The 22,775-nt window shown below is 45.0% G+C and carries 22 protein-coding genes; 13 read left to right on the top strand and 9 right to left on the bottom strand.

Translation table 11 applies throughout. The features are described 5' to 3' along the window. Positions 1 to 590 precede the first annotated feature (590 nt). Positions 591 to 854, top strand: coding sequence for a DUF1816 domain-containing protein (locus NDI42_RS24330; protein WP_190457872.1), 264 nt, complete (start codon positions 591 to 593; stop codon positions 852 to 854). A gap of 32 nt (positions 855 to 886) precedes the next feature. Here the strand turns inward: NDI42_RS24330 and cobO are convergent, their stop codons facing one another. Then, entirely contained in the window at positions 887 to 1,561 is a 675-nt protein-coding gene (gene cobO, locus NDI42_RS24325) for a cob(I)yrinic acid a,c-diamide adenosyltransferase (protein WP_190457871.1), read from the bottom strand. 401 nt (positions 1,562 to 1,962) lie between these two features. Between cobO and NDI42_RS24320 the strand changes: the two genes are divergently transcribed. Next, positions 1,963 to 3,597 carry a sensor histidine kinase gene (locus NDI42_RS24320; RefSeq protein ID WP_199311315.1) on the top strand — a complete coding sequence of 545 codons (1,635 nt, stop codon included), beginning with the start codon at positions 1,963 to 1,965 and terminating at the stop codon, positions 3,595 to 3,597. A 97-nt stretch (positions 3,598 to 3,694) separates the two neighbouring features. Then, positions 3,695 to 4,792 (top strand): hybrid sensor histidine kinase/response regulator, encoded by a 1,098-nt coding sequence (locus tag NDI42_RS24315; protein ID WP_190457867.1) that lies wholly within the window; start codon positions 3,695 to 3,697, stop codon positions 4,790 to 4,792. A 34-nt stretch (positions 4,793 to 4,826) separates the two neighbouring features. On the opposite strand, the gene NDI42_RS24310 is transcribed toward NDI42_RS24315, so the two are convergent. Next, on the bottom strand, positions 4,827 to 5,132 hold the full coding sequence (locus NDI42_RS24310) for a hypothetical protein (RefSeq protein WP_190457865.1): 306 nt from the start codon (positions 5,130 to 5,132) through the stop codon (positions 4,827 to 4,829). Positions 5,133 to 5,404: 272 nt separating this feature from the next. Here NDI42_RS24310 and NDI42_RS24305 point away from each other — a divergent pair, with 272 nt between their 5' ends. Together NDI42_RS24305 and NDI42_RS24300 are read left to right on the top strand one after the other, a co-directional pair. Beyond that, the gene (locus NDI42_RS24305; protein WP_190457863.1) at positions 5,405 to 5,932 is read left to right on the top strand and encodes an O-acetyl-ADP-ribose deacetylase; all 528 of its coding nucleotides are present in this window, start codon (positions 5,405 to 5,407) and stop codon (positions 5,930 to 5,932) included. A 105-nt stretch (positions 5,933 to 6,037) separates the two neighbouring features. Further along, positions 6,038 to 7,231, top strand: coding sequence for a homospermidine biosynthesis protein (locus NDI42_RS24300; RefSeq protein ID WP_190457860.1), 1,194 nt, complete (start codon positions 6,038 to 6,040; stop codon positions 7,229 to 7,231). 102 nt (positions 7,232 to 7,333) lie between these two features. Here NDI42_RS24300 and NDI42_RS24295 read toward each other — a convergent pair whose 3' ends face one another. The 3 genes from NDI42_RS24295 to NDI42_RS24285 are packed head-to-tail and all read right to left on the bottom strand — an operon-like array spanning position 7,334 to position 9,705. Continuing rightward, positions 7,334 to 8,203, bottom strand: a complete 870-nt coding sequence (locus NDI42_RS24295) for a class I SAM-dependent methyltransferase (protein ID WP_190457858.1) — start codon at positions 8,201 to 8,203, stop codon at positions 7,334 to 7,336. 53 nt (positions 8,204 to 8,256) lie between these two features. After that, positions 8,257 to 9,003, bottom strand: coding sequence for a 16S rRNA (guanine(527)-N(7))-methyltransferase RsmG (gene rsmG / locus NDI42_RS24290; protein ID WP_190457856.1), 747 nt, complete (start codon positions 9,001 to 9,003; stop codon positions 8,257 to 8,259). A gap of 30 nt (positions 9,004 to 9,033) precedes the next feature. Next, entirely contained in the window at positions 9,034 to 9,705 is a 672-nt protein-coding gene (locus tag NDI42_RS24285) for an ABC transporter ATP-binding protein (protein WP_190457855.1), read from the bottom strand. Between the two features lie 359 nt (positions 9,706 to 10,064). On the opposite strand from NDI42_RS24285, the gene NDI42_RS24280 reads away from it, so the two are divergent. Genes NDI42_RS24280 through NDI42_RS24270 form a run of 3 tightly spaced genes read left to right on the top strand, consistent with a single transcriptional unit; the run spans position 10,065 to position 11,993 of the window. Then, complete coding sequence (locus NDI42_RS24280) at positions 10,065 to 11,057, top strand: Sll0314/Alr1548 family TPR repeat-containing protein (protein ID WP_190457852.1); 993 nt, start codon at positions 10,065 to 10,067, stop codon at positions 11,055 to 11,057. A 13-nt stretch (positions 11,058 to 11,070) separates the two neighbouring features. Further along, positions 11,071 to 11,526, top strand: coding sequence for a DUF3531 family protein (locus NDI42_RS24275; RefSeq protein WP_190457850.1), 456 nt, complete (start codon positions 11,071 to 11,073; stop codon positions 11,524 to 11,526). Positions 11,527 to 11,534: 8 nt separating this feature from the next. Continuing rightward, positions 11,535 to 11,993 carry an NUDIX hydrolase gene (locus tag NDI42_RS24270; RefSeq protein ID WP_190457849.1) on the top strand — a complete coding sequence of 153 codons (459 nt, stop codon included), beginning with the start codon at positions 11,535 to 11,537 and terminating at the stop codon, positions 11,991 to 11,993. A 216-nt stretch (positions 11,994 to 12,209) separates the two neighbouring features. Here the strand turns inward: NDI42_RS24270 and NDI42_RS24265 are convergent, their stop codons facing one another. Then, complete coding sequence (locus tag NDI42_RS24265) at positions 12,210 to 13,202, bottom strand: ribose-phosphate pyrophosphokinase (RefSeq protein WP_190457847.1); 993 nt, start codon at positions 13,200 to 13,202, stop codon at positions 12,210 to 12,212. Positions 13,203 to 13,799: 597 nt separating this feature from the next. Between NDI42_RS24265 and NDI42_RS24260 the strand changes: the two genes are divergently transcribed. From NDI42_RS24260 to NDI42_RS24240, 5 genes are all read left to right on the top strand, one after another. Further along, positions 13,800 to 15,812, top strand: coding sequence for a serine/threonine-protein kinase (locus NDI42_RS24260; RefSeq protein WP_190457845.1), 2,013 nt, complete (start codon positions 13,800 to 13,802; stop codon positions 15,810 to 15,812). 149 nt (positions 15,813 to 15,961) lie between these two features. Further along, entirely contained in the window at positions 15,962 to 16,648 is a 687-nt protein-coding gene (bioD, locus tag NDI42_RS24255; RefSeq protein ID WP_190457843.1) for a dethiobiotin synthase, read from the top strand. Between the two features lie 122 nt (positions 16,649 to 16,770). Beyond that, positions 16,771 to 17,991, top strand: coding sequence for a M20 metallopeptidase family protein (locus NDI42_RS24250; protein WP_190457841.1), 1,221 nt, complete (start codon positions 16,771 to 16,773; stop codon positions 17,989 to 17,991). A gap of 137 nt (positions 17,992 to 18,128) precedes the next feature. Then, positions 18,129 to 18,683 (top strand): TRAP transporter small permease subunit, encoded by a 555-nt coding sequence (locus NDI42_RS24245; RefSeq protein WP_190457839.1) that lies wholly within the window; start codon positions 18,129 to 18,131, stop codon positions 18,681 to 18,683. Beyond that, entirely contained in the window at positions 18,667 to 20,004 is a 1,338-nt protein-coding gene (locus NDI42_RS24240; protein ID WP_190457837.1) for a TRAP transporter large permease, read from the top strand. Before NDI42_RS24245 ends, NDI42_RS24240 begins: the two co-directional genes overlap by 17 nt. Before the next feature lie 19 nt (positions 20,005 to 20,023). On the opposite strand, the gene NDI42_RS24235 is transcribed toward NDI42_RS24240, so the two are convergent. The 3 genes from NDI42_RS24235 to NDI42_RS24225 all read right to left on the bottom strand — a co-directional run bounded on the left by NDI42_RS24235 (position 20,024) and on the right by NDI42_RS24225 (position 22,649). After that, positions 20,024 to 21,127 (bottom strand): TRAP transporter substrate-binding protein, encoded by a 1,104-nt coding sequence (locus NDI42_RS24235; protein WP_190457835.1) that lies wholly within the window; start codon positions 21,125 to 21,127, stop codon positions 20,024 to 20,026. A gap of 517 nt (positions 21,128 to 21,644) precedes the next feature. After that, entirely contained in the window at positions 21,645 to 22,334 is a 690-nt protein-coding gene (locus NDI42_RS24230) for a methyltransferase domain-containing protein (protein WP_199311316.1), read from the bottom strand. A 168-nt stretch (positions 22,335 to 22,502) separates the two neighbouring features. Continuing rightward, positions 22,503 to 22,649, bottom strand: a complete 147-nt coding sequence (locus NDI42_RS24225) for a hypothetical protein (protein WP_190457832.1) — start codon at positions 22,647 to 22,649, stop codon at positions 22,503 to 22,505. Positions 22,650 to 22,775 lie beyond the last annotated feature (126 nt).

Below are 22,775 nucleotides of genomic sequence, written 5' to 3'. Positions count from 1 at the left end.
TTTGTTATAAGTTTTTTAAATTTAAACATATCTTACTTTTATACTATTAAATAAACTTTTAGTGAGACTTGGGCTTTTGGAACTTTACCAAACAGTGACACAGTTTTAATGCCTAATGTTCGCGTTGTTATACCCATTTTACAAATAATTAGATCCATCTAATTAGCAATATACATAACGATTAAAAACATAGCAGTTTCAGTTTTTTGGTACTTTCAGACAAGTAGCTACCGGCTAGTTGTGATAGCTGATGTTATCACTTGTCACTATCTACAATTATTTTAAACTTTTTGCAGATGGCGAATATTATTGATGAGAATAAGCAGCTAAATTTAACTAGGCTATCTGAGCGGCATAACAGCACCCTACCCAAAATTTCCTTAATCCAGGCCCTTATGAAAAGTGCAGGAGGAATCTGATGTGTGGCATCGCAAAGAAGATTAGTATTAAACTAAGGCAGAATCAGAAAACCGCACCGCTGAACCCGCGTAGATGTATCCATATGGGCAAAATTGCGATCGCTTCATCCGGATAATCTCCTTGTGTCCCGCTAGTTTATCCAGTACCTAATCGTTTTATCATCGCTTTTTATGGCATTTCTCAACATCGTCAGAGAAGTCTTGACAGGTTTCGTGCAAGGGTTTCGTATGGCTTGGTGGGTAGAAATTGCTACTACCGAGCCTCGCTGCATCTATTATTTTGGCCCTTTCGATAACTGTGCTCAAGCAGCGGCAGCCTGCCCCGGATATATTGAAGATATTCACAAGGAGAAAGCTCAGGGAATCAAAGTTAAGATCAAACGCTGCAAACCAGAGGCGTTGACGATATGTGATGAAGAAAATGATGAGTTATGAGTTATTAATTGAAAACTCATAACTCATAACTTTTAAAACTCGATTCCCGGTTGCGCCTTAACACCCTGTTCCCGGAACGGATGCTTGACGAGAGTCATTTCAGTTACTAAGTCAGCTCGCTCAATTAGGGCATCTGGCGCACCTCTACCTGTGAGAATAACATGAGACTGGGTTGGCTTCTCTTTCAACCCCGCTAGCACTTCCTCCACACTCAAGAAGCCGAGTTTCAGCGCCACGTTAATTTCATCTAACAACACCAACTTAAAGTCAGGGTTGCGGATAAAGTTTAATCCAGTTTCCCAAGCAGCGTGCGCTTTCTGGATATCTCGCTCTTTGTCTTGGGTTTCCCAGGTGAAGCCTTCGCCCATTGCATGGAACTCTAGCTGATCTGAATAGCGGCTAAACACAGCCTTCTCTGCGGGTTCCCAGGCTCCTTTGATAAATTGTACGATCGCTACCCGATAGCCATGACCTAGCGATCGCAGCACCATCCCCAAAGCAGCAGTAGTTTTCCCCTTACCATTCCCCGTATTGACGATTATTAAGCCTTTTTCCTGCGAGGCTTTCGCCACTCGTTCATCTTGAACTTCTTTGCGCCGCTGCATTTTCCGCTGATACTGCTCTTGAGTTAGCGATGATGCTGTACTTTCCGGCGAGTCATCAACTTCTAAGTTTTCATTCAAGTCAGTCTGGCTATCAGTTTTCATAAAACCTTTACAGAAACAACTATTACATTTTTTAAAATTTACCTTAGTTTAGCAACTTTGTTAAAACAAAATTTATATAAGCCATCCAATCTTTATGAAAACATTACTATTTTTTGATTAATTACTACTTACAATAAATTAATAAAAATTGTTTTTATTACCATGAAATTATCAGGCTAAGCAGGATACCGCTAGAGGAAACATTCTGCTTAATGGTAACTTCTCTAGTCGGATTATCTGAAATTCACTCAACAAATCATGAAAATCTTTCTCCTCCAAGCGCACATCATTAATCTGTGCTTACGTTATGAGGGGTGTCACCCCTTTTTGATAACCTTTAACTAAGCTGAACTGATGTCGGCCTCATTTAAGTGCATACCCGTATGATTTTAGGTTTGTCAATGAAATCTGAACAAAGCGCAAAAAAACTTAATCTAGAATCAACATTACAAGGATTAAACCTCTACGAAGCTTGTATCGAGTTTGATTGCACCACAGAAGACGTTATCAAGCTATTTGAGGAAAATCCGCTGCTACCGGGTTTAATTGTAATGGAGCGGAATCAGCTTATTGGCATGATTTCCCGACGACGCTTTTTTGAATATATCAGTCGTCGGTACAGCTTGGAATTGGTTGCCAAACGGCCTTTGCGTGAAATTCCAGCTTTGCCTTTTAGCGAATCGCTTTATCAATTTAGCCATACCGAAATCTTAGTTTTTCCCTCCTACTCTTCGATTACAGCAGCCGTGCGGGAATCTTTGAAGCGATCGCCTGAATTAATTTATGAACCAATTATCGTACAAACCGCACCAGGTGTCTATAAACTATTGGATGTACATCAACTTTTGATGGCACAGTCAGAGTTGCATGAGATAACAATGGCAGCTTATAAGCAGATGGGAATAGCGCTGCAAGAAGCAAAAAACCAACTTTTAGCTGTTTTAGATGCCGTACCAGGATTTGTTTCTTGGATTAGTTCAGATTTACATTATTTGGGAGTCAACCAGCATTTAGCAGAATCATTTAACTTATCAGCAGAAGAATTTATCGGTCAGAAAGTTGGATGTTTTGACAGCAGCAACCACTTTACTGAATTGATAGAAGATTTTTTTAAATCTCCAGCCCAAACTACTTGCCAAGAAGCGATCGCACAAATTAATGGCAGCACTCGAAATTATCTAATTGTAGCTCAAAAGTACAATCAGAACCAAGCTGCTGTTACAGTAGGCATTGATATTACCCAACGTAAAATATTAGAAGAAGAACTGCGAGCATCTCTAGAGCGGGAAAAAGAACTTGGCAAACTCAAATCTCGCTTTATTTCTATGACTTCCCATGAATTCCGTACTCCCCTTAGTACCATCCTCTCTTCTGCTGAATTATTAGAACATTACAGCCACAACTGGACTGAAGAGAAAAAAATCGTCCACTACGATCGCATTCAATCATCTGTTAATCGCATGATTAGACTGCTAGATGATGTGCTAACCATTGGGAAAGCTGAAACAGGAAGTTTATATTTCAAACCTTCGCCTGTGAATCTAGAACAATTTTGTTTAGAATTAGTAAGAGAGTTACAGCCAACCGAAGGTAATCAGCACGCAATTAACTTTATTAATCGCTGCCAACATACCTATTATTACCTTGATGAGAAGCTGCTGCGCCATATCCTTACAAATTTGCTTTCAAACGCTATAAAATATTCGCAGGAAGGTAGCGAGGTTAAATTAGAAATCTTCCATAAAAAAGGAAGAATAATCTTTCAAGTTGAAGATAAAGGCATTGGTATTCCAGCGCAAGATCGCCAGTGCCTGTTTGAGTCATTCCATCGAGCCACAAATGTTGGCAACATCCCCGGAACTGGACTTGGATTGGCAATTGTAAAAAAATGTGTGGAGCTGCACTCTGGAGAGATTACCGTAGACAGTGAACTGGGAGTAGGTACTAACTTTACAGTCACGCTACCAGTTAGCAGTCGGCTTTCAGCTTTTGCGCGCAAGAGTAAGTTGTCACACTATGCTAAACACAAACATTGATTCCACAGCGAAAATCATCAAAGCTACTAAAGCAATTCTCATTCATTGTAAACTGTAGCGCGGGCATCACGACGACAGGCTCTGCGGCTGTTAGGTTATGACAAAAATTTTGGTAATTGAAGACGAGACATCAATTAGAGAGAACATTCTGGAGTTGCTGAAGGCAGAGGGTTACAACGCGCTTGCTGCGGAAAATGGTCAGATAGGGTTGCAGTTGGCTACTGAACAACTCCCAGATTTGATTATCTCGGATGCGCGGATGCCAAAACTCGACGGTTATGGTGTCTTGACGGCGCTACGATCTAACGCTGTGACGGCGACAATTCCCTTCATTTTTCTCACAGCCAAAGCTGCCAAAACTGATTTGCGTCAAGGGATGGAATTGGGTGCAGACGACTACCTCGCCAAGCCGTTTACTAGAGGCGAGTTATTGAGAGCGATCGCTACACGTTTGGAAAAACAGGCAGCAGTTAACCGACAATCGCAACAGCAACTCAATAATTTACGTACCAATATCACCCTTACCCTTCCCCACGAACTTCATACACCCCTTAATGGAATCTTGTGCGGTTCGCAATTACTAATTGATGAAGCCAACGACCTAGAACCGCAAGAAATCCTAGAAATAGCAGGTGATATTCGTACCTCTGCGGAACGTTTAGCTAAATTAGTTCAGAATTTTTTACTGTACGCTCAACTAGAACTAATTGGAACCGATTCAGAGCAAATAGAAGCGTTACGACAAAATAGCCGTACTGATTCCGCTAAAAACGCCATAATAGACGCAGCAACTCAAAAAGCTAAGCAAGCTGGTAGAGAAATGGATTTAGTATTAGACCTGCAAGATGCATCTGTCTCCATTTCTCAGAAAAAACTGCAAAAAATTGTTGAAGAACTGATAGACAATGCCTGTAAGTTTTCCTCTCCCAGAAGTAAGATTCGCGTCGCTAGTAAGTATGAAAATAGCACTTTTGTGCTGTTTATAACTGACTACGGCAAGGGAATGACAGTAGAACAAATTGCGATGATGGGAGCTTATATGCGATTTGAGCGCAAACTTTCTTCGCAGCAAGGCCCCGGCTTAGGGCTGCTAATTGCTAAACACTTAATCGAACTGCACGGCGGAGAATTAGAAATTGAGAGTATTCCACAGGAACAAACTATTGTGCGCGTTGCTTTGCCAATAGCAAATTGAGAATGCTAAATTCTTAAATTAAGAATTTCCGCCTTTAATTCTGATTCAACCAGGGAAACTGAGAAGCAACATCATCAGGTTCTTCAATTAGATCAGCCATATCCCCCTGGTAGTTCTTATTAATGAAAGCCGCTTTGCTCTTCAAATGTTTAGGTACATAGCAAAGGTTAACAGGGAGTCCGTGGGAAAGCAAAAATTCTGCTAGATGTTCGGGATGAATGTATATACCCTCCTGATGCAGTCGCTGCAACATTTCCAAAAAAGTAGGCCAACGTTGATTGGTTTGAGGCTGAGGTGATGATGTAACGCTAGATGTATTAGAGGAAATATTGTTGGTCATAGTGTCTTGAGAGATACTTAATTTTTCTCCGGATTTAAGGCATGATAATTGCCTTTTCCTAGTCTACAAAATTTTTAGATTTAGCGAATTGCGGTGATCCCCATACTTATGCTAGATGCCATTTTCGTGAATCGCTGCTACGCGCTAAGCTGTCCTATGCCGTTTTTATGGTCTACACAACAATTGGAGTGTGGCAAATGCAACAAATAAGCTAAATCCAGGCAAAATTGAAATGTTAGCCCAATCATAATAGTTTTAAATTTACAAATTCCATGAATTTAGGCAAAATAGCTGTCATTCAAGGTGATATTACCCAGCAAAAGGTAGATGCGATCGCTAATGCGGCGAATACCTCTTTACTAGGTGGCGGTGGTGTCGATGGGGCAATTCACCGAGCTGCTGGGCGAGAATTGTTGGTAGAATGTCGCCAGCTCAAGGGCTGCGCCACTGGTCAGGCAAAGATTACCAAGGGTTACAATCTTCCTGCTAAATGGGTAATTCATACAGTCGGCCCAATTTGGCAGGGAGGCAACTATCAGGAGGATGAGCTTTTAGCTAGTTGTTATCGCAGTTGTCTAGCTATAGCAAAGGAATACGAGATACGCAGCATCGCTTTTCCTGCTATCAGCACGGGTGTCTATGGGTTTCCGATAGAACGCGCCGCCAGAATTGCTGTGAGTGAGGTGAAAAAGTTTCTGGAGGGGAATAGCTCAGTCGAACAGGTGATTTTTGTATGCTTTGGGGAATCAGCCTACAATTCTTATGTTGCTGCTATCAATGAAATTTTACAGGCAGGATAGCGATCGCTTCTTCAATCCTCTTTACTGTTGCTACTCCAGCTGGGTATCTCCTCCACCATCGCTGGTTATATTGACAATGGCGTTCATTCTTTTGCGAGTATAAAAATGTCCAAATCGGGTAACAAAATCGCACCCGCCCCCATGCCAGCGACGATTAACGTCGTGGATCTAGTTGATAATTACTTCAGTGCCTACAACTCCGCTCGTCTGCGAGAAATGTGCCACCTGTTGAGTCGCGAGGTGTTACAAGAAGGTGTCACCGTGGGAGTTAGCCTATCCGGTGCTATGACACCTACTGGGATGGGAGTAGGAATTTTGGCGCCGCTGATCCGCAACGGTTTTATTGACTGGATGATCAGCACGGGTGCCAATCTTTACCACGATATGCACTTTGGTTTGGGTTTTGACCTTTATACAGGTAATCCGTTTGTTGATGATGTGAAGCTGCGCGAGGAAGGCACCATTCGCATTTATGACATCGTTTTTGGCTACGACGTGTTGCTCGAAACCGATGCCTTCATCCGCAAGATTCTGCAAGCCGAACCGTTCCAGAAGCGGATGGGAACTGCTGAATTTCACTATTTGCTGGGCAAATATGTCTCGGAAGTAGAAAAGCAAGTTGGGGTAAAAAATTCTAGTTTATTAGCGACTGCTTATGAGTGTGGCGTTCCCATTTATACTTCTTCCCCCGGAGATAGTTCGATTGGGATGAACGTCGCGGCTTTGTCGCTGGAAGGGTCAAAATTAGTAATAGATCCATCCATAGATGTGAACGAGACAGCTGCGATCGCATACTGCGCCCGTGAAAGTGGCAACCCAGATGTAGAAGGCAAAAGCGCTGCTGTCATCATTGGCGGCGGTAGCCCGAAAAACTTCCTGCTGCAAACCCAACCGCAACTTCACGAAGTGCTGGGATTAGAAGAACGAGGTCACGACTACTTCGTCCAAGTCACCGATGCTCGTCCAGATACAGGTGGTTTGTCTGGTGCTACCCCAAGCGAAGCCGTCAGCTGGGGCAAAATTGACCCGGAAGAGTTACCTAGCACAATTGTCTGTTACACCGACAGCACCATTGCCCTACCGATTATCACTGCCTACGTGATGAACCAGTGCCAGCCTCGCGCCTTAAAGCGGTTGTATGACAGGCGGGAAGAAATGTTGGATAAACTGCGTACAGATTATCTGGCGGCAAAAACCCAGCCAATTGAAGAAATCCCGGCTGCTGTTGCTGACAGTGCTTCTGGTGAGCAACCTGTAGCAACTTATCCCTGCGGCAGGGTGATTCCTAATAGTCAGTAGTATTTCTCGTTCCCAGTCTCTGACTGGGAATGCTGATTTTGTTAGCGAAGCGGCGCTTAAGCGCGGTGTCTGATATTTTCTGTCTTACGAGGGAAGGTGAGCCTAAGAACGAGGAAGTTTAGCAGTCACTACATACCACATATTATTTGGTAACGTCCGCTTGTGGAGAAACTTCGCTTCCAGGTCATCTTGCTGCAAAATTTGAATGTCAGATAAGCTTTTTTCTCTCAGCCATGCTTCCATCTCATTGCTATACATACCAAATAGATATGGCTCATCGATTTCACTGAGTTGATCAATGCTGGAAGCTATACCTGGAACTAAATCGTTTTTGAAAGTCATTAGTGGTGAACAACAGTCAAAGACGAAAACTGAACCTGGTGCCATTTGCGCTTTGATGAAGTCGAGGAAATTGGAAACACTCTCTTTGGGCAAATAGTAGCTAACGCCCTGCCAGATATAAGCAGTAGGAATTGTTTTGTCAAAACCATACTGAAAAATACTGCTGAGATTGTCTTGATTGAAGTCAAGAGGAATGTGTGACAACCCTGGAGGAATATTGCCTAATCTTTCAATCAAGTATCTCTTTTTATCATCAATTGTCTGCGGCAGATCGACTTCAAAGGTGGCAATAGAATTCTCTCTCACACTAGGAAGGCGAAAAAATCTCGTGTCGTAACCTGCTCCTAGAAGGATAAGCTGTTTACATCCTGACGCGATCGCATCTTCAATCGCTTCATCACCATGCTTTTCTCTGAGAATCGTGTACCAGTAAGCAATCTGCTGAAATCTTTCCGCATCATCTTTTGCGGAATCAACCTTGAGAGGATTCTCTTGAAGAGAGCGTACTATCGATTCATCAAAGAACCAGCCGACGTACTCATCCTTCAAAATCGCTTCCCTGTGAAACTGATGAGCCAGTTTTAGCATGGCAGTTCCCTTATTGGTTGACTTGCCCCACTCAATGCTCATAAACTTCTCCTGTTTCTCGTTGCCAAACCCAGCATGGTAATAAGGATAATTATTTACAGTGGCTTTTGGGCAGGCACACCCACAGGACGGGGAAATTCTCTCGGTGTAGGTGCCACTTTCCGGAGGTAGAGACAGTGGCGAATGCTGCCACTACAAGGAGTAGTAAATTCCTCGATGGATTCAAGAATGCCGCCTAAGTTTTCTAAGGCTGGTTGTAGGGCATCGTTTTCCTCAGTTGTCCACTGTCCGCGATAGAGGATGGCTAACCCGCCGCGTTTCAGCAATGGTAGCGCATACTCGGCACAGACAGAAGGCTCAGCTACTGCCCTGATTAGAGCGAGGTTGTAAGCATTTCGGTCAGACGGATATTGACCGATTTCTTCAGCTCTACCAGTAATTGTATTGACATTTGTCAGACCCAGCTCTGAGGTCGCATTTTCCAGAAAGGCGATTTTTTTGCGGGTGGCATCGAGTAAGCTGACAGTGTAATTAGGAAAAGCGATCGCTATTGGAATTCCCGGAAATCCTGCCCCGGTTCCAATATCGATCGCTTTGCCAGATGAACCAGCTATTTTTTTAGATTTCTGGCTAAAAATTCCCCGCAGAGAATCCCACAGGTGTTTTTCCCAGAACTCCTCCGGTGAGGTAATCCTAGTTAAGTTCAGCTGGCGGTTCCCTGCCAAAATCAACTCATACAAGTGCTGAAATAGCTTTTGCTGTTCACTATCAGGTTGCCAACCCAGTGTTTGCTGCCATACATCAGCCATCTCAGGCAGCATTGGCATTTCAATATCGCTCATTTTTTTATGGTCATTAGTTATTGGTGCTGACTAATGACTAATGACTGCTTCGATTTTAGATCCTAGCGTTGTAGGGTCTACCGATTGTAATTCTCCACGATCGATTGTCCAGCATTGGTCAGCGATCGCTAACAAGTCACTTGCATCGTGAGTGACCACCAACAACGTCCAATGAGTTTTTAGTTTACCTAATAACTTCACTAACTGAAGCCGCATTGACCAATCTAGCCCCGCTGTTGGTTCATCCAACAAAAGTAAATGTGGTTGGCGAATCAGCTGTACTGCTAGAGCAAGGCGGCGCTGCTGACCCCCACTCAGAGAATGCGGTGACGTAGAAAGCGACAGATGATCTAAACTTACTTCACAAAGAGCTGCCTTGACTTTTTCAGCCCCCAACTCTGGATGACCCAGCCGCAGTTCCTCTAAAATCGTACCACCGCAGAAATGCCGCTCCGGAAACTGAAATACCAATCCTGCCAGCTGTTGCAGGTGTTCGGGAGTGAGTTCCTGGTCTCGCCAGAAAACACCGCCATCGGTTTTTTCTGCCAGACCTGCCAAAATTTCCAAAAATGTGCTTTTGCCAGATCCACTTGGCCCAATCACAAGACCAAGACCATTTGGCGCTAGTTCTAAATTAATGGAATTCAGGATAGCAGTTGGGGTAGCGGGGGGGTGATAAGTCAGGTTTTTGAGATAGAGCATCAATTCTGGGAGTAGAAAAGAAAAAATTGCGAAACTTGTAAGGGCATCATCCTAAGCGAATTAGCCTGCTTTAATTTTTACTTAAAATAAGTGGGAATAAAAAAACTGCATCTAGAAACCTTTTTTTCGGACAACGGATTTGCCACTGACAAACAAACTAACCGAATTTTTCTGGAACCTGAAATTATTAACAGCGTCAAACTGTTGGATCGCTCTTTTTGTTTAAGGGTGACTAATTATACACTGCTTGTCTCAGAATGTTCAGCTATCACAGCAGCGTATCTTAGGATGTTGTTAGATAGCATTGAAAATTAGAGATAGCATTCACTCAAGCTAATGGTTTAGTGAGGATGACGATCATGGCTCGGTTTTCTGTACAATTGCGGATTGTTGGCGCGATCGCTACTGCTTCCTTGACTGCACTCAGTTTATTTCCTACCCCTACTCTAGCTGGCGATCCCTTCCGTTCCAGCAACTCAGGGCAGATTGGAAACCAGACTGAAGCTGCTTTCAAAGCTATCTTTGAGACGGGGAACTATCCACAAGCAAAGCTTTACCTACAACAAGCGGAATCTAGTGAACCTAATGAACCGCTCGTCTACGCAATGCGGGCATCTTTAGCTTACACTGAGCAGGACTGGAAGAGCGTTAACACTTACGCTGAGAAAACTCTGAAAACAGCTGAACAGCTAACTACCACAAATCCTTTGCGTGGCAATTTATACACAGCAGTTGGGCATTTTTTACAGGGTGCATATAACCTTAGTCTTGTCAATAACGATCCCATCAAAGGCGGTTCTCAAGCTTTGAATAAGTTGCAGGAGGTATTCACATATCTGGATAAGGCGGAGAAGGTAGGTTCTGACGACGCAGAACTCAACTTACTCAAGGGGTATATGGATTTGATGATGGCTGTCAATTTACCATTTTCTAATCCCAAGCAAGCAATTGAACGCTTAGAAAAAGCAGGCCCCTCTTATTTGGCTTATCGTGGGATTGCAGTTGGACACCGGGATTTAAAAGACTACGACAAGGCGCTGGAATATGTAAATCGCGCTCTAGCAGTAACGCCCAACAATCCAGAGGTACACTATTTAAAAGCTCAAATCTTAGTGGCCAAAGGCAAGAAACAAAAAGACCAATCTCTTTTCAATGAAGCTAAGAAGGATTTCAACGCCGCTTTAGCAAAACCTGATCAACTTCCCAAAACCCTTGTAGCACAAATGTTCTATGAGCAGTGCAAAAACCAAAAAAGCGTTGATAGTAAAGAACGGGATTGCGATGGGATGCGAGATAAAATTAGGGATGCAAGTGGTAGTTGGGGCCCTGCAAAAATGCCACAGCTAGAATAGATAGTTTAAAACAATGCACGTAATTTTTCGCGAGTATAATCCTTTTGACCTGTGGATTTGGCTGGAGTTCAGCATAACTCCTTCTCAAATGGAAAAGCAGTACGTCGAAGAAGTGTTTAACTCCTGGTTTTTCTTGGGAAAACTGGGAGGTTTTAATGCTGAAAATATCCAAGTTCAGGATACTGGTTTGGATATCAGCTATATGGATTATGACACTGACGCGGCTGAAAATAGTATGGTTTCGCTCATGCACAATATGGGCGAATTTGAGTATGAGGGAAATTGGGCGAGATGTTGGTTTGATCTGGGCACGAGTGATGCGATCGCGCTTGATATCGTGATTAACGCACTCAAACAGTTAAGCACCGAATACGTAACTCTGGAACGCCTGTACATTGGCGGCGAAAACGAAGATTGGCCTGTTAAAGGTAGCGAGAGTCGGTCTGCTTTTATCTACGACGAGAATTAGGACAAACGATGCACCAAGAAGGTCAGATTCGGCTGCTGGTACTGGGTTTAATTCGAGATGGCGGGAAGCCGCATGGGGGATACGCCAAAGGCGATCGCATCTTTATATCCGAAGGCTATGACCCAGTTAAGCAGGAAACCTTTTATCGCGCTTTAGGCGGCGGCGTTGACTTTGGAGAAACCAGTGAGATAGCCTTAAAACGCGAATTTCAAGAAGAAATCCAGGCAGAATTAACTAACATTCGTTATCTGGGCTGTCTGGAAAATATCTTTGTGTTCAACGGCAAGCCTGGTCACGAAATTATTCAATTGTATCAATGCGATTTTGTCGATCCCAAGTTTTATCAGATGGAAGAAATTTCTTTTGCTGAAGGCGATAGGAAAAAAACAGCACTTTGGGTAGATATTAACCGCTTTAAATCGGGAGAATTGCGGTTAGTGCCAGAGCAGTTTTTTGATTACTTGTAAAAATGCAAGGGCAACTAAAGAATGTTCCCCAATCTAGTTCCCAGGCTCAGCCTGGGAACTAACTTTTGAAACCACCTCCCTTTCGATGAAATTATCAGGCTCCAGCCCCATAACGGCATTCCCAAGCGGAGCCTGGAAGATAAGGCGGACTCCCTAAGATAAAGCCTGAGCCGGCAGGCTTTATCTATGCGCTAGACCAAAGTCTGAGCGCCTTTTTTAGCGGAACATACTGCTGACAGAACTATCTTCGTGAACCCGCCAGATAGTTTCACCTATCACATTGGCTACTGAAAGTACCGTCAACTGTTCAAAGCGATCGCGCTCAGAAACCGGGATGGTATTTGTGACAATCACTTCCTCAAATACACCACTCGAAAGGCGCTCAATTGCTGGAGGCGAAAAAACTGCATGGGTAGCACAAGCATATACCTGACGCGCTCCCTCTTGTCGTAATAACCTAGCGCCTTCAGAGATGGTGCCGCCAGTATCGATCATGTCGTCTACCAAGACGGCTGTTTTACCCTCGACATCACCGATCAGATTCATCACTTCCGCCACGTTGTGTGCCTGCCGACGCTTATCAATAATTGCCAGCGGCGCATCGTTTAGCTTTTTGGCAAATGCTCTAGCTCTAGCCACACCACCTACATCCGGTGAAACTACAACCAGATCGGATAGTTGCTTATTTGCCAGATAATCTATCAGTACAGGTGAGCCGTAAACATGGTCAAATGGAATATCAAAATAGCCCTGAATTTGGGCTGAATGTAAATCCATTGCCAGAATGCGGCTGGCTCCAGCTTCAGTAATCAGGTTCGCAACCAGCTTGGCGGTAATTGACTCGCGCCCCGCTGTTTTGCGGTCTGCCCTAGCATAGCCATAGTAAGGAATTACTGCGGTTATTTGCCGCGCTGATGCTCTACGACAAGCATCAACCATAATCAACAACTCCATCAAGTGATCGTTCACTGGTTGGCAAGTTGGCTGAATTAGGTAAACATCACATCCCCGAATCGATTCCTGAATTTGAATGTAAAGCTCTCCATCAGCAAACCGCTTGCGAACCATTGGTCCCAAGTCCATGCCAAGATAGCGAGCAACTTCCTGAGATAGTGGCACATTAGCAGAGCCGGAAAACAGTCGCAGACGGTTGTTGTCCGCAATCGGTGGCAGTGTAGGCTGAAGCGTTAAAGTTGGAGAACGGAGCACAGCAGACCCTCAAGAGCTACTTCAATCGCAATCTTATCATTCTCACTCAAAATCGCTCTATGATTTCTTTGTAAATAAGGTATAAATGTGTGAATTAATCGTCACACAATATCTAAAAAGTTAATCTGTAAACCAAAAAAATTAACTTGCTATTGTTATGTTTGAGGTCTATCTGGTCAATTAAGCTGGAAACGGCACAGCATTTGCATAGAATAGCCTACAAGCAAAAAGCAGCAAGTAGATTGTAAAATTGTAGAGTCTACGTATTTATGCTGATATTGGAATGAAATTTGATTTCATTTACTTCAGTCTAACTAAGCTAAAGTTTATTGGCAAAGACGCTGTTGATTTAAAAAGTTGAACAATATGAGCGTCGGCGAGTGCGCCTTACGCGATCGCTACCTATGGCTGTGAGAGTAGCGTCTGACAAAAAAGCGTAAGCGGCAGCATTTGGCACAATAGATCGTAGGGCTTAGTCTCGAATTCAGCTTAATATTATAGCTAACAATGGTGAGATTGGTAAGTTGTTAATATTATTTTCCCAGCCCCCAATCCCCCATCCCCACTCCCTTCCTCCCCAGTCGCCAGTCACTGTTTATGCAACCACCAATTCCCATTGGAACAATTCTGCAAAACCGCTACCGCTTGATCGGCGTTCTCGGTCAGGGGGGGTTTGGTCGGACTTATCTAGCAGAAGACCAAGGGCGCTTTAATGAAAGCTGCGCCCTCAAGGAGTTGATTCCGCCCTCTGATTCGACTAACCTGCTGGATAAGGCAAGGGAACTGTTTCAACGGGAGGCAACAACTCTCTATCAAATTCAGCACCCCCAGATTCCCCAGTTCCGAGCTACTTTTGAGCAAGACCAGCGCTTGTTCTTGGTGCAGGACTATGTAGAGGGGAAGACTTATCGCACACTTTTGGATGAGCATCGCACTCAGGGTAGCGCCTTCTCGGAGGCGGAAGTATTGCAATTTTTGCGGAATTTGTTGCCTGTCTTGGCGCACATTCACAAATTCGGCATTATTCACCGGGATATTGCGCCGGACAATATTATTTTGCGAGAAAGCGATCGCCTGCCCGTTCTCATCGATTTTGGCGTTGTGAAGGAACTGGCAACCCGGTTTCACTCCCCTAATGTTTCAATGCCTGTAGCGACAACGGTGGGTAAGTTGGGTTATGCCCCCAGCGAACAAATGCAGTCAGGGCGTGCTTATCCCTCAAGTGACCTCTACGCTTTAGCGGTGACTTGTATAGTGCTGCTAACTGGCAAAGAACCACGAGAATTATTTGATGATGTCCAGCTGGTTTGGAATTGGCGCAAGTGGGTCAATGCCAGCGATGGGTTGGCACAAGTGCTGGATCGGATGTTGAGTTATCGACCAGGCGATCGCTACCAAGGTGCCGGAGAAGTCATGCAATCACTGCAAGCTTTGACTAATCCTACCTTTGCGCCACCTCCACCCCAGCCTTATTACATCTCCCCACCCCCCGTCAATCCTCCCCAACCTACCCACCCAGTCCCGGTAACTCCCCCACCACCAGCCCCAACTCCACAGCCTCCAAAGCCGACTACCTCGCAGATAAACACAGTAGCTGTCGGACGGCGGCCAGATCCGGTCAATCCCACCCCCAACACGCCAAATCGACAAGATCCCAATCCCAACGTCGGTCGTCCAAATCGACCCGATCCAGTAATTCCGGAAGTAAGCGATCGCCCAACTTTTTTACAAGACCCGTGGGCGGTTGGTTTCCTTACACTTTGTCTGGCTTTACTAGCTGGTTTCGGATCTTGGGCGCTAGTTAGTGCTTTCAATCGGCAACAGCCGCAACCAACACCAACCCCCGTATTCACTGATACCCCAGCACCGACACTTAGCCCGACACCCACGCCTACGCCAACACCCAGTCCCACCCCCACGCCCAATCAGGAACCTGTTACTTATAGTCAGCGCTTAGAAATAGCGACCGGCCAAACCATTACTAAACAAGGAAATCTCAAAGGGAACGAAACGCTTAATTACACCATTTCTGGCGAACAAGGACAACAGCTAGATACCTTCCTGAGTGGCGAAGGCGTTTTAATGACGGTGTTGGGGCCAGACCAAACGCCTCTCAATGAGCGTGCCAAGCGGGTTCTGGGCTGGAGAGGAACCCTCCCCTATACAGGTAACTACACTATTGCCCTGAGTCCCATTAAAGGGCTACAAGCGAGCGAATACAACTTGCAGATTAGCCTGAGCAACCCAACACCAACACCAACACCAACACCGACACCGACACCAACACCGACACCAACACCGAATGGTGGCGAATTTGACGTTGAGCCGATTAGCTTCCCACCAGGCGAGCAAGCAGTGCAGGTTTCGGCTAGAACCAGCCCGCAAAGGATTAAGCGTTATTTGGTGAATGTTCGGCGTGGGCAGAGACTAAAGGTGGATATCCAACCTGGAGGGGCAACTTTGGATCTTCGCTTTCCTAGCGGTCGCCTGGTGCCAGACGCTTCTGGCGTTTTGGCTTGGGAATTTGAGGCACCTCGTAGCGGTGAGTATCAAATTGATGTGATAGCGTCCCAAGATACTGCCTTTACTCTGGATATTGCTGTGCGGTAGTGGGGACTGGGGGCTGGAGACTGGGGACTAGGTAAGACTTTTTCCCAATTCCCCAATTCCCCAATTCCCCAATTCCCCAATTCCCCAATTCCCAATTCCCCAATTCCCCAATTCCCCAATCCCCCATTCCCAACTAACTGAAAACTACTTTGAACACATTACTAATTACTGGAAGCGATACGGACGCTGGGAAAACAGTTTTGACAACGGCTTTGGCAGCTTATTGGCAGACGTATTATTCTGCTAAAAGTTTAGGGATAATGAAGCCGATTCAGTCGGGAACTGGAGATAGGGAACTTTACAATCAGCTATTTTCCCTGAATCAATCTCTGGATGAAATTAACCCTTTGTATTTCCAAGCACCTCTAGCACCTCCCATAGCAGCCGATCGAGAAGGAAAGAATATTGATTTGGGCAAAGCTTGGCAAGCGTTTCAAAATCTACAGCGATCGCGTGATTTTTTGCTGGTGGAAGCGCTGGGGGGATTGGGTTCGCCTGTGACCTATGAACTCACTGTGGCAGATTTGGCGCGGGATTGGGGTTTACCAACGGTTTTGGTAGTACCTGTGAGATTGGGCGCGATCGCGCAAGCTGTCGCTAATGTCGCCCTTGCTCGTCAGTCTGGTGTCAAACTTAAAGGCATTGTCCTCAATTGCACTCAACCTCGTTCAGACCAAGAAATTGCCGATTTGACACCAATAGACTTGATTCAGTCTTTAACCAATACACCAGTTTTTGGCATCATCCCCCATCTAGCTGACGCGACCGATCTAGCCAAACTGACACAAGTTGCGTCACAGTTAGATATAGAGAGAATTTTAGATTTTAAATTTTAGATTTTGTATTTTCAGTTGTTGGTTGCTTTTGATAGTCCAAAATCCAAAATTTACTAATCCGAAATCATCGGAGCTTCCGAAACTCCTTCGCCCCCGCAAAATCCAAAATTCAAAATCCACTCATGGTTTCCACTTCTTTAAGCCCGCTTCCTATTGATATATCTCGCATTCGTCGGGAAATTCAAGAATTACAGCCAACTATCGTAGAATTGCGGCGGCGACTGCATCAAAAACCTGAATTAGGCTTTCGAGAACATCTCACCTCTGAGTTAATTTCCCAAAAATTACAGGAATGGGGAATTGAGCATCAAACTGGCATTGCCCAAACTGGAATTGTTGCCACAATTCATGGGGATAAACCAGGTAAAGTGCTGGCGATTCGGGCAGATATGGACGCGCTGCCAATTCAGGAACAGAACGATGTGCCTTATCGGTCGCAGCATGATGGAGTGATGCACGCTTGCGGTCATGATGGACATACTGCGATCGCGCTTTCCACTGCCTTCTATCTCTCCCAGCATCGCCAAGACTTCACAGGCACCGTAAAGATTATCTTCCAACCCGCTGAGGAAGGGCCGGGAGGTGCCAAGCCAATGATTGAAGCTGGAGTCTTGCAAAATCCGCAGGTTGATGCTATCATCGGGCTTCATTTGTGGAACAACCTGCCCCTGGGTACAGTCGGCGTTCGCAACGGTGCCTTGATGGCAGCAACAGAAAGCTTTCGCTGCACAATTCAGGGTAAAGGCGGACACGGAGCCATTCCACAACAAACAGTAGATTCAATTTTAGTCGCCGCTCATATTGTTACTGCCTTGCAAACGATTGTGGCGCGTAATGTTTCGCCGCTAGAGTCAGCAGTCGTTACCGTTGGCGAAATTCATGCAGGCACAGCAGTCAACGTAATTGCTGATACCGCCTATCTCAGCGGGACTGTAAGATATTTTAATCCTGCATTAGGAGAACTAATTCCCCAGCGACTTGAGCAGGTTATCGCTGGGGTTTGCCAAAGTCACGGAGCTACATATAAATTAGACTACCAGCGACATTACCCAGCAGTGATTAATGATGCAAAAATAGCGGAATTAGTCCGTTCTGTGGCAGAAGGCGTAATAGAAACTCCTCTAGGAATTGTGCCAGAATGCCAAACAATGGGCGGTGAAGATATGTCTTTTTTCCTTGAAGCTGTACCTGGTTGCTATTTCTTTTTGGGTTCAGCGAATCCAGACAAAGATTTAGCATATCCGCACCATCATCCACGATTTAACTTTGACGAAACAGCCTTGGGGATGGGTGTAGAAATATTTGTTCGTTTCGTCGAGGAATTCTGCGCTTTGAAAAGTTAAACAAAAGTATAAACTTTATACTTCATAAGTTGAAAAACGCAAAGTTTTAGAAACTTTGCGTAATTTTGCGTTTAAAAACCCTTGAGGTGAAATGAAGCCTGTGAGATGATTTCTCATGTAGTTGGGGAGAAAACGCATTGCAGCAGCTGTTACGGATATCTAAAATCATCGACGCTGTGAATGAACGCATCGGGCGCTTAACCTACTGGCTGGTGCTGCTGATGGTAATGGTGGGAGTGTGGAACGTCGCTGGGCGCTACATTGGGCGATTGATTGGGCGAAACCTGACTTCTAATGCCTTTCTGGAAACCCAGTGGTATATATTTGACCTAGTTTTCTTATTAGGAGCAGCCTACGCCCTAAAACACAACGAACACGTCCGCGTAGATATTTTTTATAGTCGCTGGAATCGTAAGTGGAAAGCATTCGCTGACCTGTTCGGGACGTTATTCTTTCTAATTCCCTTTTGTCTAATGGTGATTTATTTCTCCTGGGATACGATTCTTAATTCTTGGAAGATTTGGGAAAATTCCCCAGACCCAGGCGGTTTACCGCGTTATCCGATTAAATCCATGATTATTATCAGCTTCGGGCTGCTGATTCTCCAAGGCATTTCCGAGGCAATTAAAAATTATGCAATTTTCACTGGCAAGCTAACGCCCCAGGAGGAACACAATGGCCCTGGATTATGAGTGGTTAGGCCCAGTGATGTTTGGTGGAGCCTTAGTTTTGCTATCGCTTGGCTACCCCGTGGCATTTTCTCTGGGGGGTGTGGCAATTTTCTTTACCTTGTTGGGAGTAGGGCTGGGCGTTTTTGACCCAGTTTTCTTGACGGCGATGCCGCAGCGGATTTTCGGCATCATGGCGAATTACACGTTGCTGGCGATTCCTTACTTCATCTTCATGGGGTCAATGCTGGAGAAATCGGGCATTGCAGAGCAATTACTCGAAACGATGGGGATTTTGTTCGGGCGGCTGCGCGGTGGAATCGCTTTGGCTGTGGTTCTGGTGGGGGCGCTATTAGCAGCGACTACTGGCGTGGTGGCGGCAACTGTGGTGGCGATGGGGCTGATTTCCCTGCCAGTGATGCTGCGCTACGGCTACAACAAAGAACTCGCTACTGGCGTGATTGTTGCTTCTGGTACTTTAGGGCAGATTATTCCCCCCAGCGTGGTGCTGGTGGTACTGGGAGATCAGTTGGGTGTGTCGGTGGGCGACTTGTTTATTGGTTCGGTGATTCCGGGTTTAATGATGGCGGGTGCCTTTGCCTTACACGTAGTGATTGTGGCGTTTCTCAAGCCAGAGGTAGCACCAGCATTACCGCTTTCGGTGCGGGATATCGGCCGTAAGGCGCTGGGGTTGCGGGTGCTGAAGGTGATGGTGCCACCGTTGGTGTTGATTTTGTTGGTATTGGGTAGCATCTTTTTTGGAATTGCCACGCCGACCGAAGCGGGTGCAGTTGGCTGCTTGGGAGCGATCGCGCTGGCTGCTGCAAACCGAAGACTAAGTGTGCCGGCATTGCAGGGGGTTTGCGATGCCACGCTGCGGATTACCAGCATGGTAATTTTCATCTTGTTTGGTTCGACGGCGTTTAGTTTGGTGTTCCGGGGATTAAATGGCGATCGCTTTATGTTCGACGTTCTCTCTAACCTCCCCGGTGGCAAAACTGGCTTTTTAGTCGTTAGTATGCTGGTGGTATTTGCACTCGGCTTCTTTATCGACTTTTTTGAAATCGCCTTTATCGTCATCCCTTTATTTGTCCCCGTGGCTCAGCAATTGGGAATTGACCTCGTTTGGTATGGCGTTGTTTTGGGAGCAAACCTACAAACATCTTTTCTCACACCTCCCTTTGGTTTTGCCCTGTTTTATCTGCGCGGTGTCGCACCTCCGGAAGTTACCACAACCGATATCTACCGGGGTGCTATACCATTTATCCTACTTCAGTTGCTAGTTCTGGTGTTGATTATTACTTTCCCAGGAATTGTTAGTTTCCTACCTTCTCTCAAGCTTTAAGGCTAGTATTGCCTCGCCTTTACTGCGGATAAGTAAAATTTGCATAGCTCAATTCATTGACTTGATTCCACTTATAAACCTGCTCTCGAAATGCCTTCCACTGTTCATAAACTTGTTTAAATGTGGCATTTTTTGCAGCATTTTGCTCATAAAGATCAAACGATGCTTTCTGGGCTGCTTGCATAATATCTTTGCTGTAGGGTGTTAGCTTAGTGCCAGCTGCAACTAACCTTCTTAATGCCTGCCCATTTAAGGCATCATATTGAGCCAGCATATTCAGATTTGCCTCCATAGTGGCAGTCTTCAAGACTTGCTGATAGTCTTTCGGCAATCTCTCCCACTGAGACTTGTTAACTTGCATCTCTAACGTCGCCCCTGGTTCCCACCAGCCGGGGTAGTAGTAGAACTGTGCAGCTTTGTTTAAGCCCAGCTTTTCGTCATCGTAAGGGCCAACCCACTCTGCTGCATCAATGGCTCCCCGGTCGAGGGCTAGATATACTTCGCCTCCAGGTAGCACCTGGACATTCACACCTAAGCGGTTCATCACCTCACCGCCTAATCCAGGGATACGCATCTTCAAGCCGTTCAGGTCAGCAACTGACTGGATTTCTCGCTTAAACCAGCCTCCCATCTGGGTACCAGTGTTGCCTGCGGGAAAGTTGATGACATTAAAATCTGCGTAGAGCTTGTGCATTGCATCCAGTCCACCGCCATGATATAGCCATGAGTTCTGCTGTTGGGCATTAAGACCAAAAGGCACCGTTGTCCCAAAGCCAAGGGCGGGATTTTTTCCCACATAGTAATAGCTGGCGGTGTGACCGCATTCCACAGTCCCAGTTTGCACAGCGTCTAAAACCTGTAGCCCAGGCACAATTTCACCTGCTGCAAAGGGTGTAATCGTAAAACGTCCGTTAGTCATTTCGCTGACGCGCTTGCAAACGGTATCTGCTCCTCCAAAGATGGTGTCAAGCGATTTAGGCCAGCTAGTCGCCATCCTCCACCGAATCCTTGGCTGGGTGTTGGCCTGAACACCTGGCCCTGTGGCTGTCCGGCTACAGGCAGCAAGCGCCGCCGCACTGGTGGCACCGATAGCAGTGTTGCTAACAAATTGTCTTCGTTTCATAAGTTTTGCTTAAAGAGCCAGGAAACCCGTTGTTGGGAAATTTTGTATTTTAGAACACATAAGAGTTTCCTGGGTGTTAATATTTTTTACGATGGCACTGTTGTGATTAAAATCTCCGCTTTAGGAAATTATTTTTATATAACTTTTTGTTTAAAATATAGCGTTTTTCAGTTGGGTGGAATACATCGCAGTGCTAACGTTTAGTCCACGTTGGTAAGGACATGATATTGCCATGTCCTTACAGATGTATCGCACCTAAACCTTGAATTTCTATACGGGAACAGCGGGAAACATTGCCTTCTTTAGCCTATGAGGATTTCTAGGAAATTACATCATAGATAAATGCGCTCGCGCTTTTTAAATTAACCCTACCAAAATTTACTTCCTCTTTTTCCCCATAAATATAAAGTACCTATTTAACCTTTGAATTAAAACAGAAGTATTCTACAGGAATTTGCTCAATATCGATGAGAATATATTCCTGCCAACCTTCTATGCGCCAAGGAATAAATCTTCCTTATTTTTTCTGCTTTTTAAATATCAAAATATGTTGTTGAGGTAAAATACTTTTAGTTTCCAACCATTCCAACCCCACCGCCGACATTTCTTTTTTCACTTGCTTCTGAGTCATTTTGTGCAGCCCTTTGATTAGGACAAAAGGATTTTCACCTCGATATTCCACTAAAACCACTCGTCCATCTGGTTTCAGCGCTTTGACTATTCCCAGCATCATTTCTCTAGGATAAGCAAACTCGTGGTAAGCATCCACCATTAGAGCTAAATTAACACTACCTTTTGGAAGCTTTGGGTTGCTCTCTTCGCCTAGAATTGGCTCAATATTAGAAATTTTATTCTCTTTTTTCAAAAAGCTAATAATATCTAACATTTCCGGTTGAACATCCACCGCCAGCACTTTTCCCTCTGGAACCATCCGCGCAATCTGAAAACTTAAATAACCAGTTCCTGCGCCGATATCTGCTACAACATCAGTGGCTTTTAAAGCCACTGATGTTATTATTTTGCTAGGTTTTTCCTCAGCTTCTCTACTAGGTCTTTCCAGCCACATAGCGCCCGTGTGTCCCATCACTTTTGCTATTTCTCGACCCATGTAAAATTTGCCGATACCTTCGGAACTGTGAACTATTCGATGTTGATAGACAGAGGTTTCGGAGGAGGGCGTAGGGGATGCGATCACTGGTTTCACCATCACTAAGCTGATGATGAAAAAGGCAATCGCCCCTAGACGTAACTTTCGGAGTATAATTTTAATTTTGCCAGTCATTTGTTACGATAAGCTGCTAAAAGAAGAGTAGTCCTAAATTTTGTGTAAGCGCGATCACTAAACGGAAAACGTCCTAGCCATATTTCTGCTGATTTAGGCTTCCTCATTACCAATATTTTCCTCTGGTTCCCGCGACTGAAACTGGGTTTCAGCTAGTCCAATCATTGTAAGTGTATCGATTCTTTCTTCAAATTTCGCCCTTAGTGCTACAAGTTCCTCAAATGGTAGCTGTATAATCATAGCTATAATTTTTGGGAGCATCCCGGTTTTGCAAGAATATCAAACAGATAGGAGTTCGTTGAGGTAAGCGCAACGTAGTTTGAGCATTTGACTCACATTTTTGGCTAACCACTGCGCTCCAGAAAT

The organism is Funiculus sociatus GB2-C1 (assembly GCF_039962115.1).
Taxonomy (GTDB): Bacteria; Cyanobacteriota; Cyanobacteriia; order Cyanobacteriales; family FACHB-T130; genus Funiculus; species Funiculus sociatus.
This window is presented reverse-complemented; position numbering and strand designations above follow the sequence as displayed.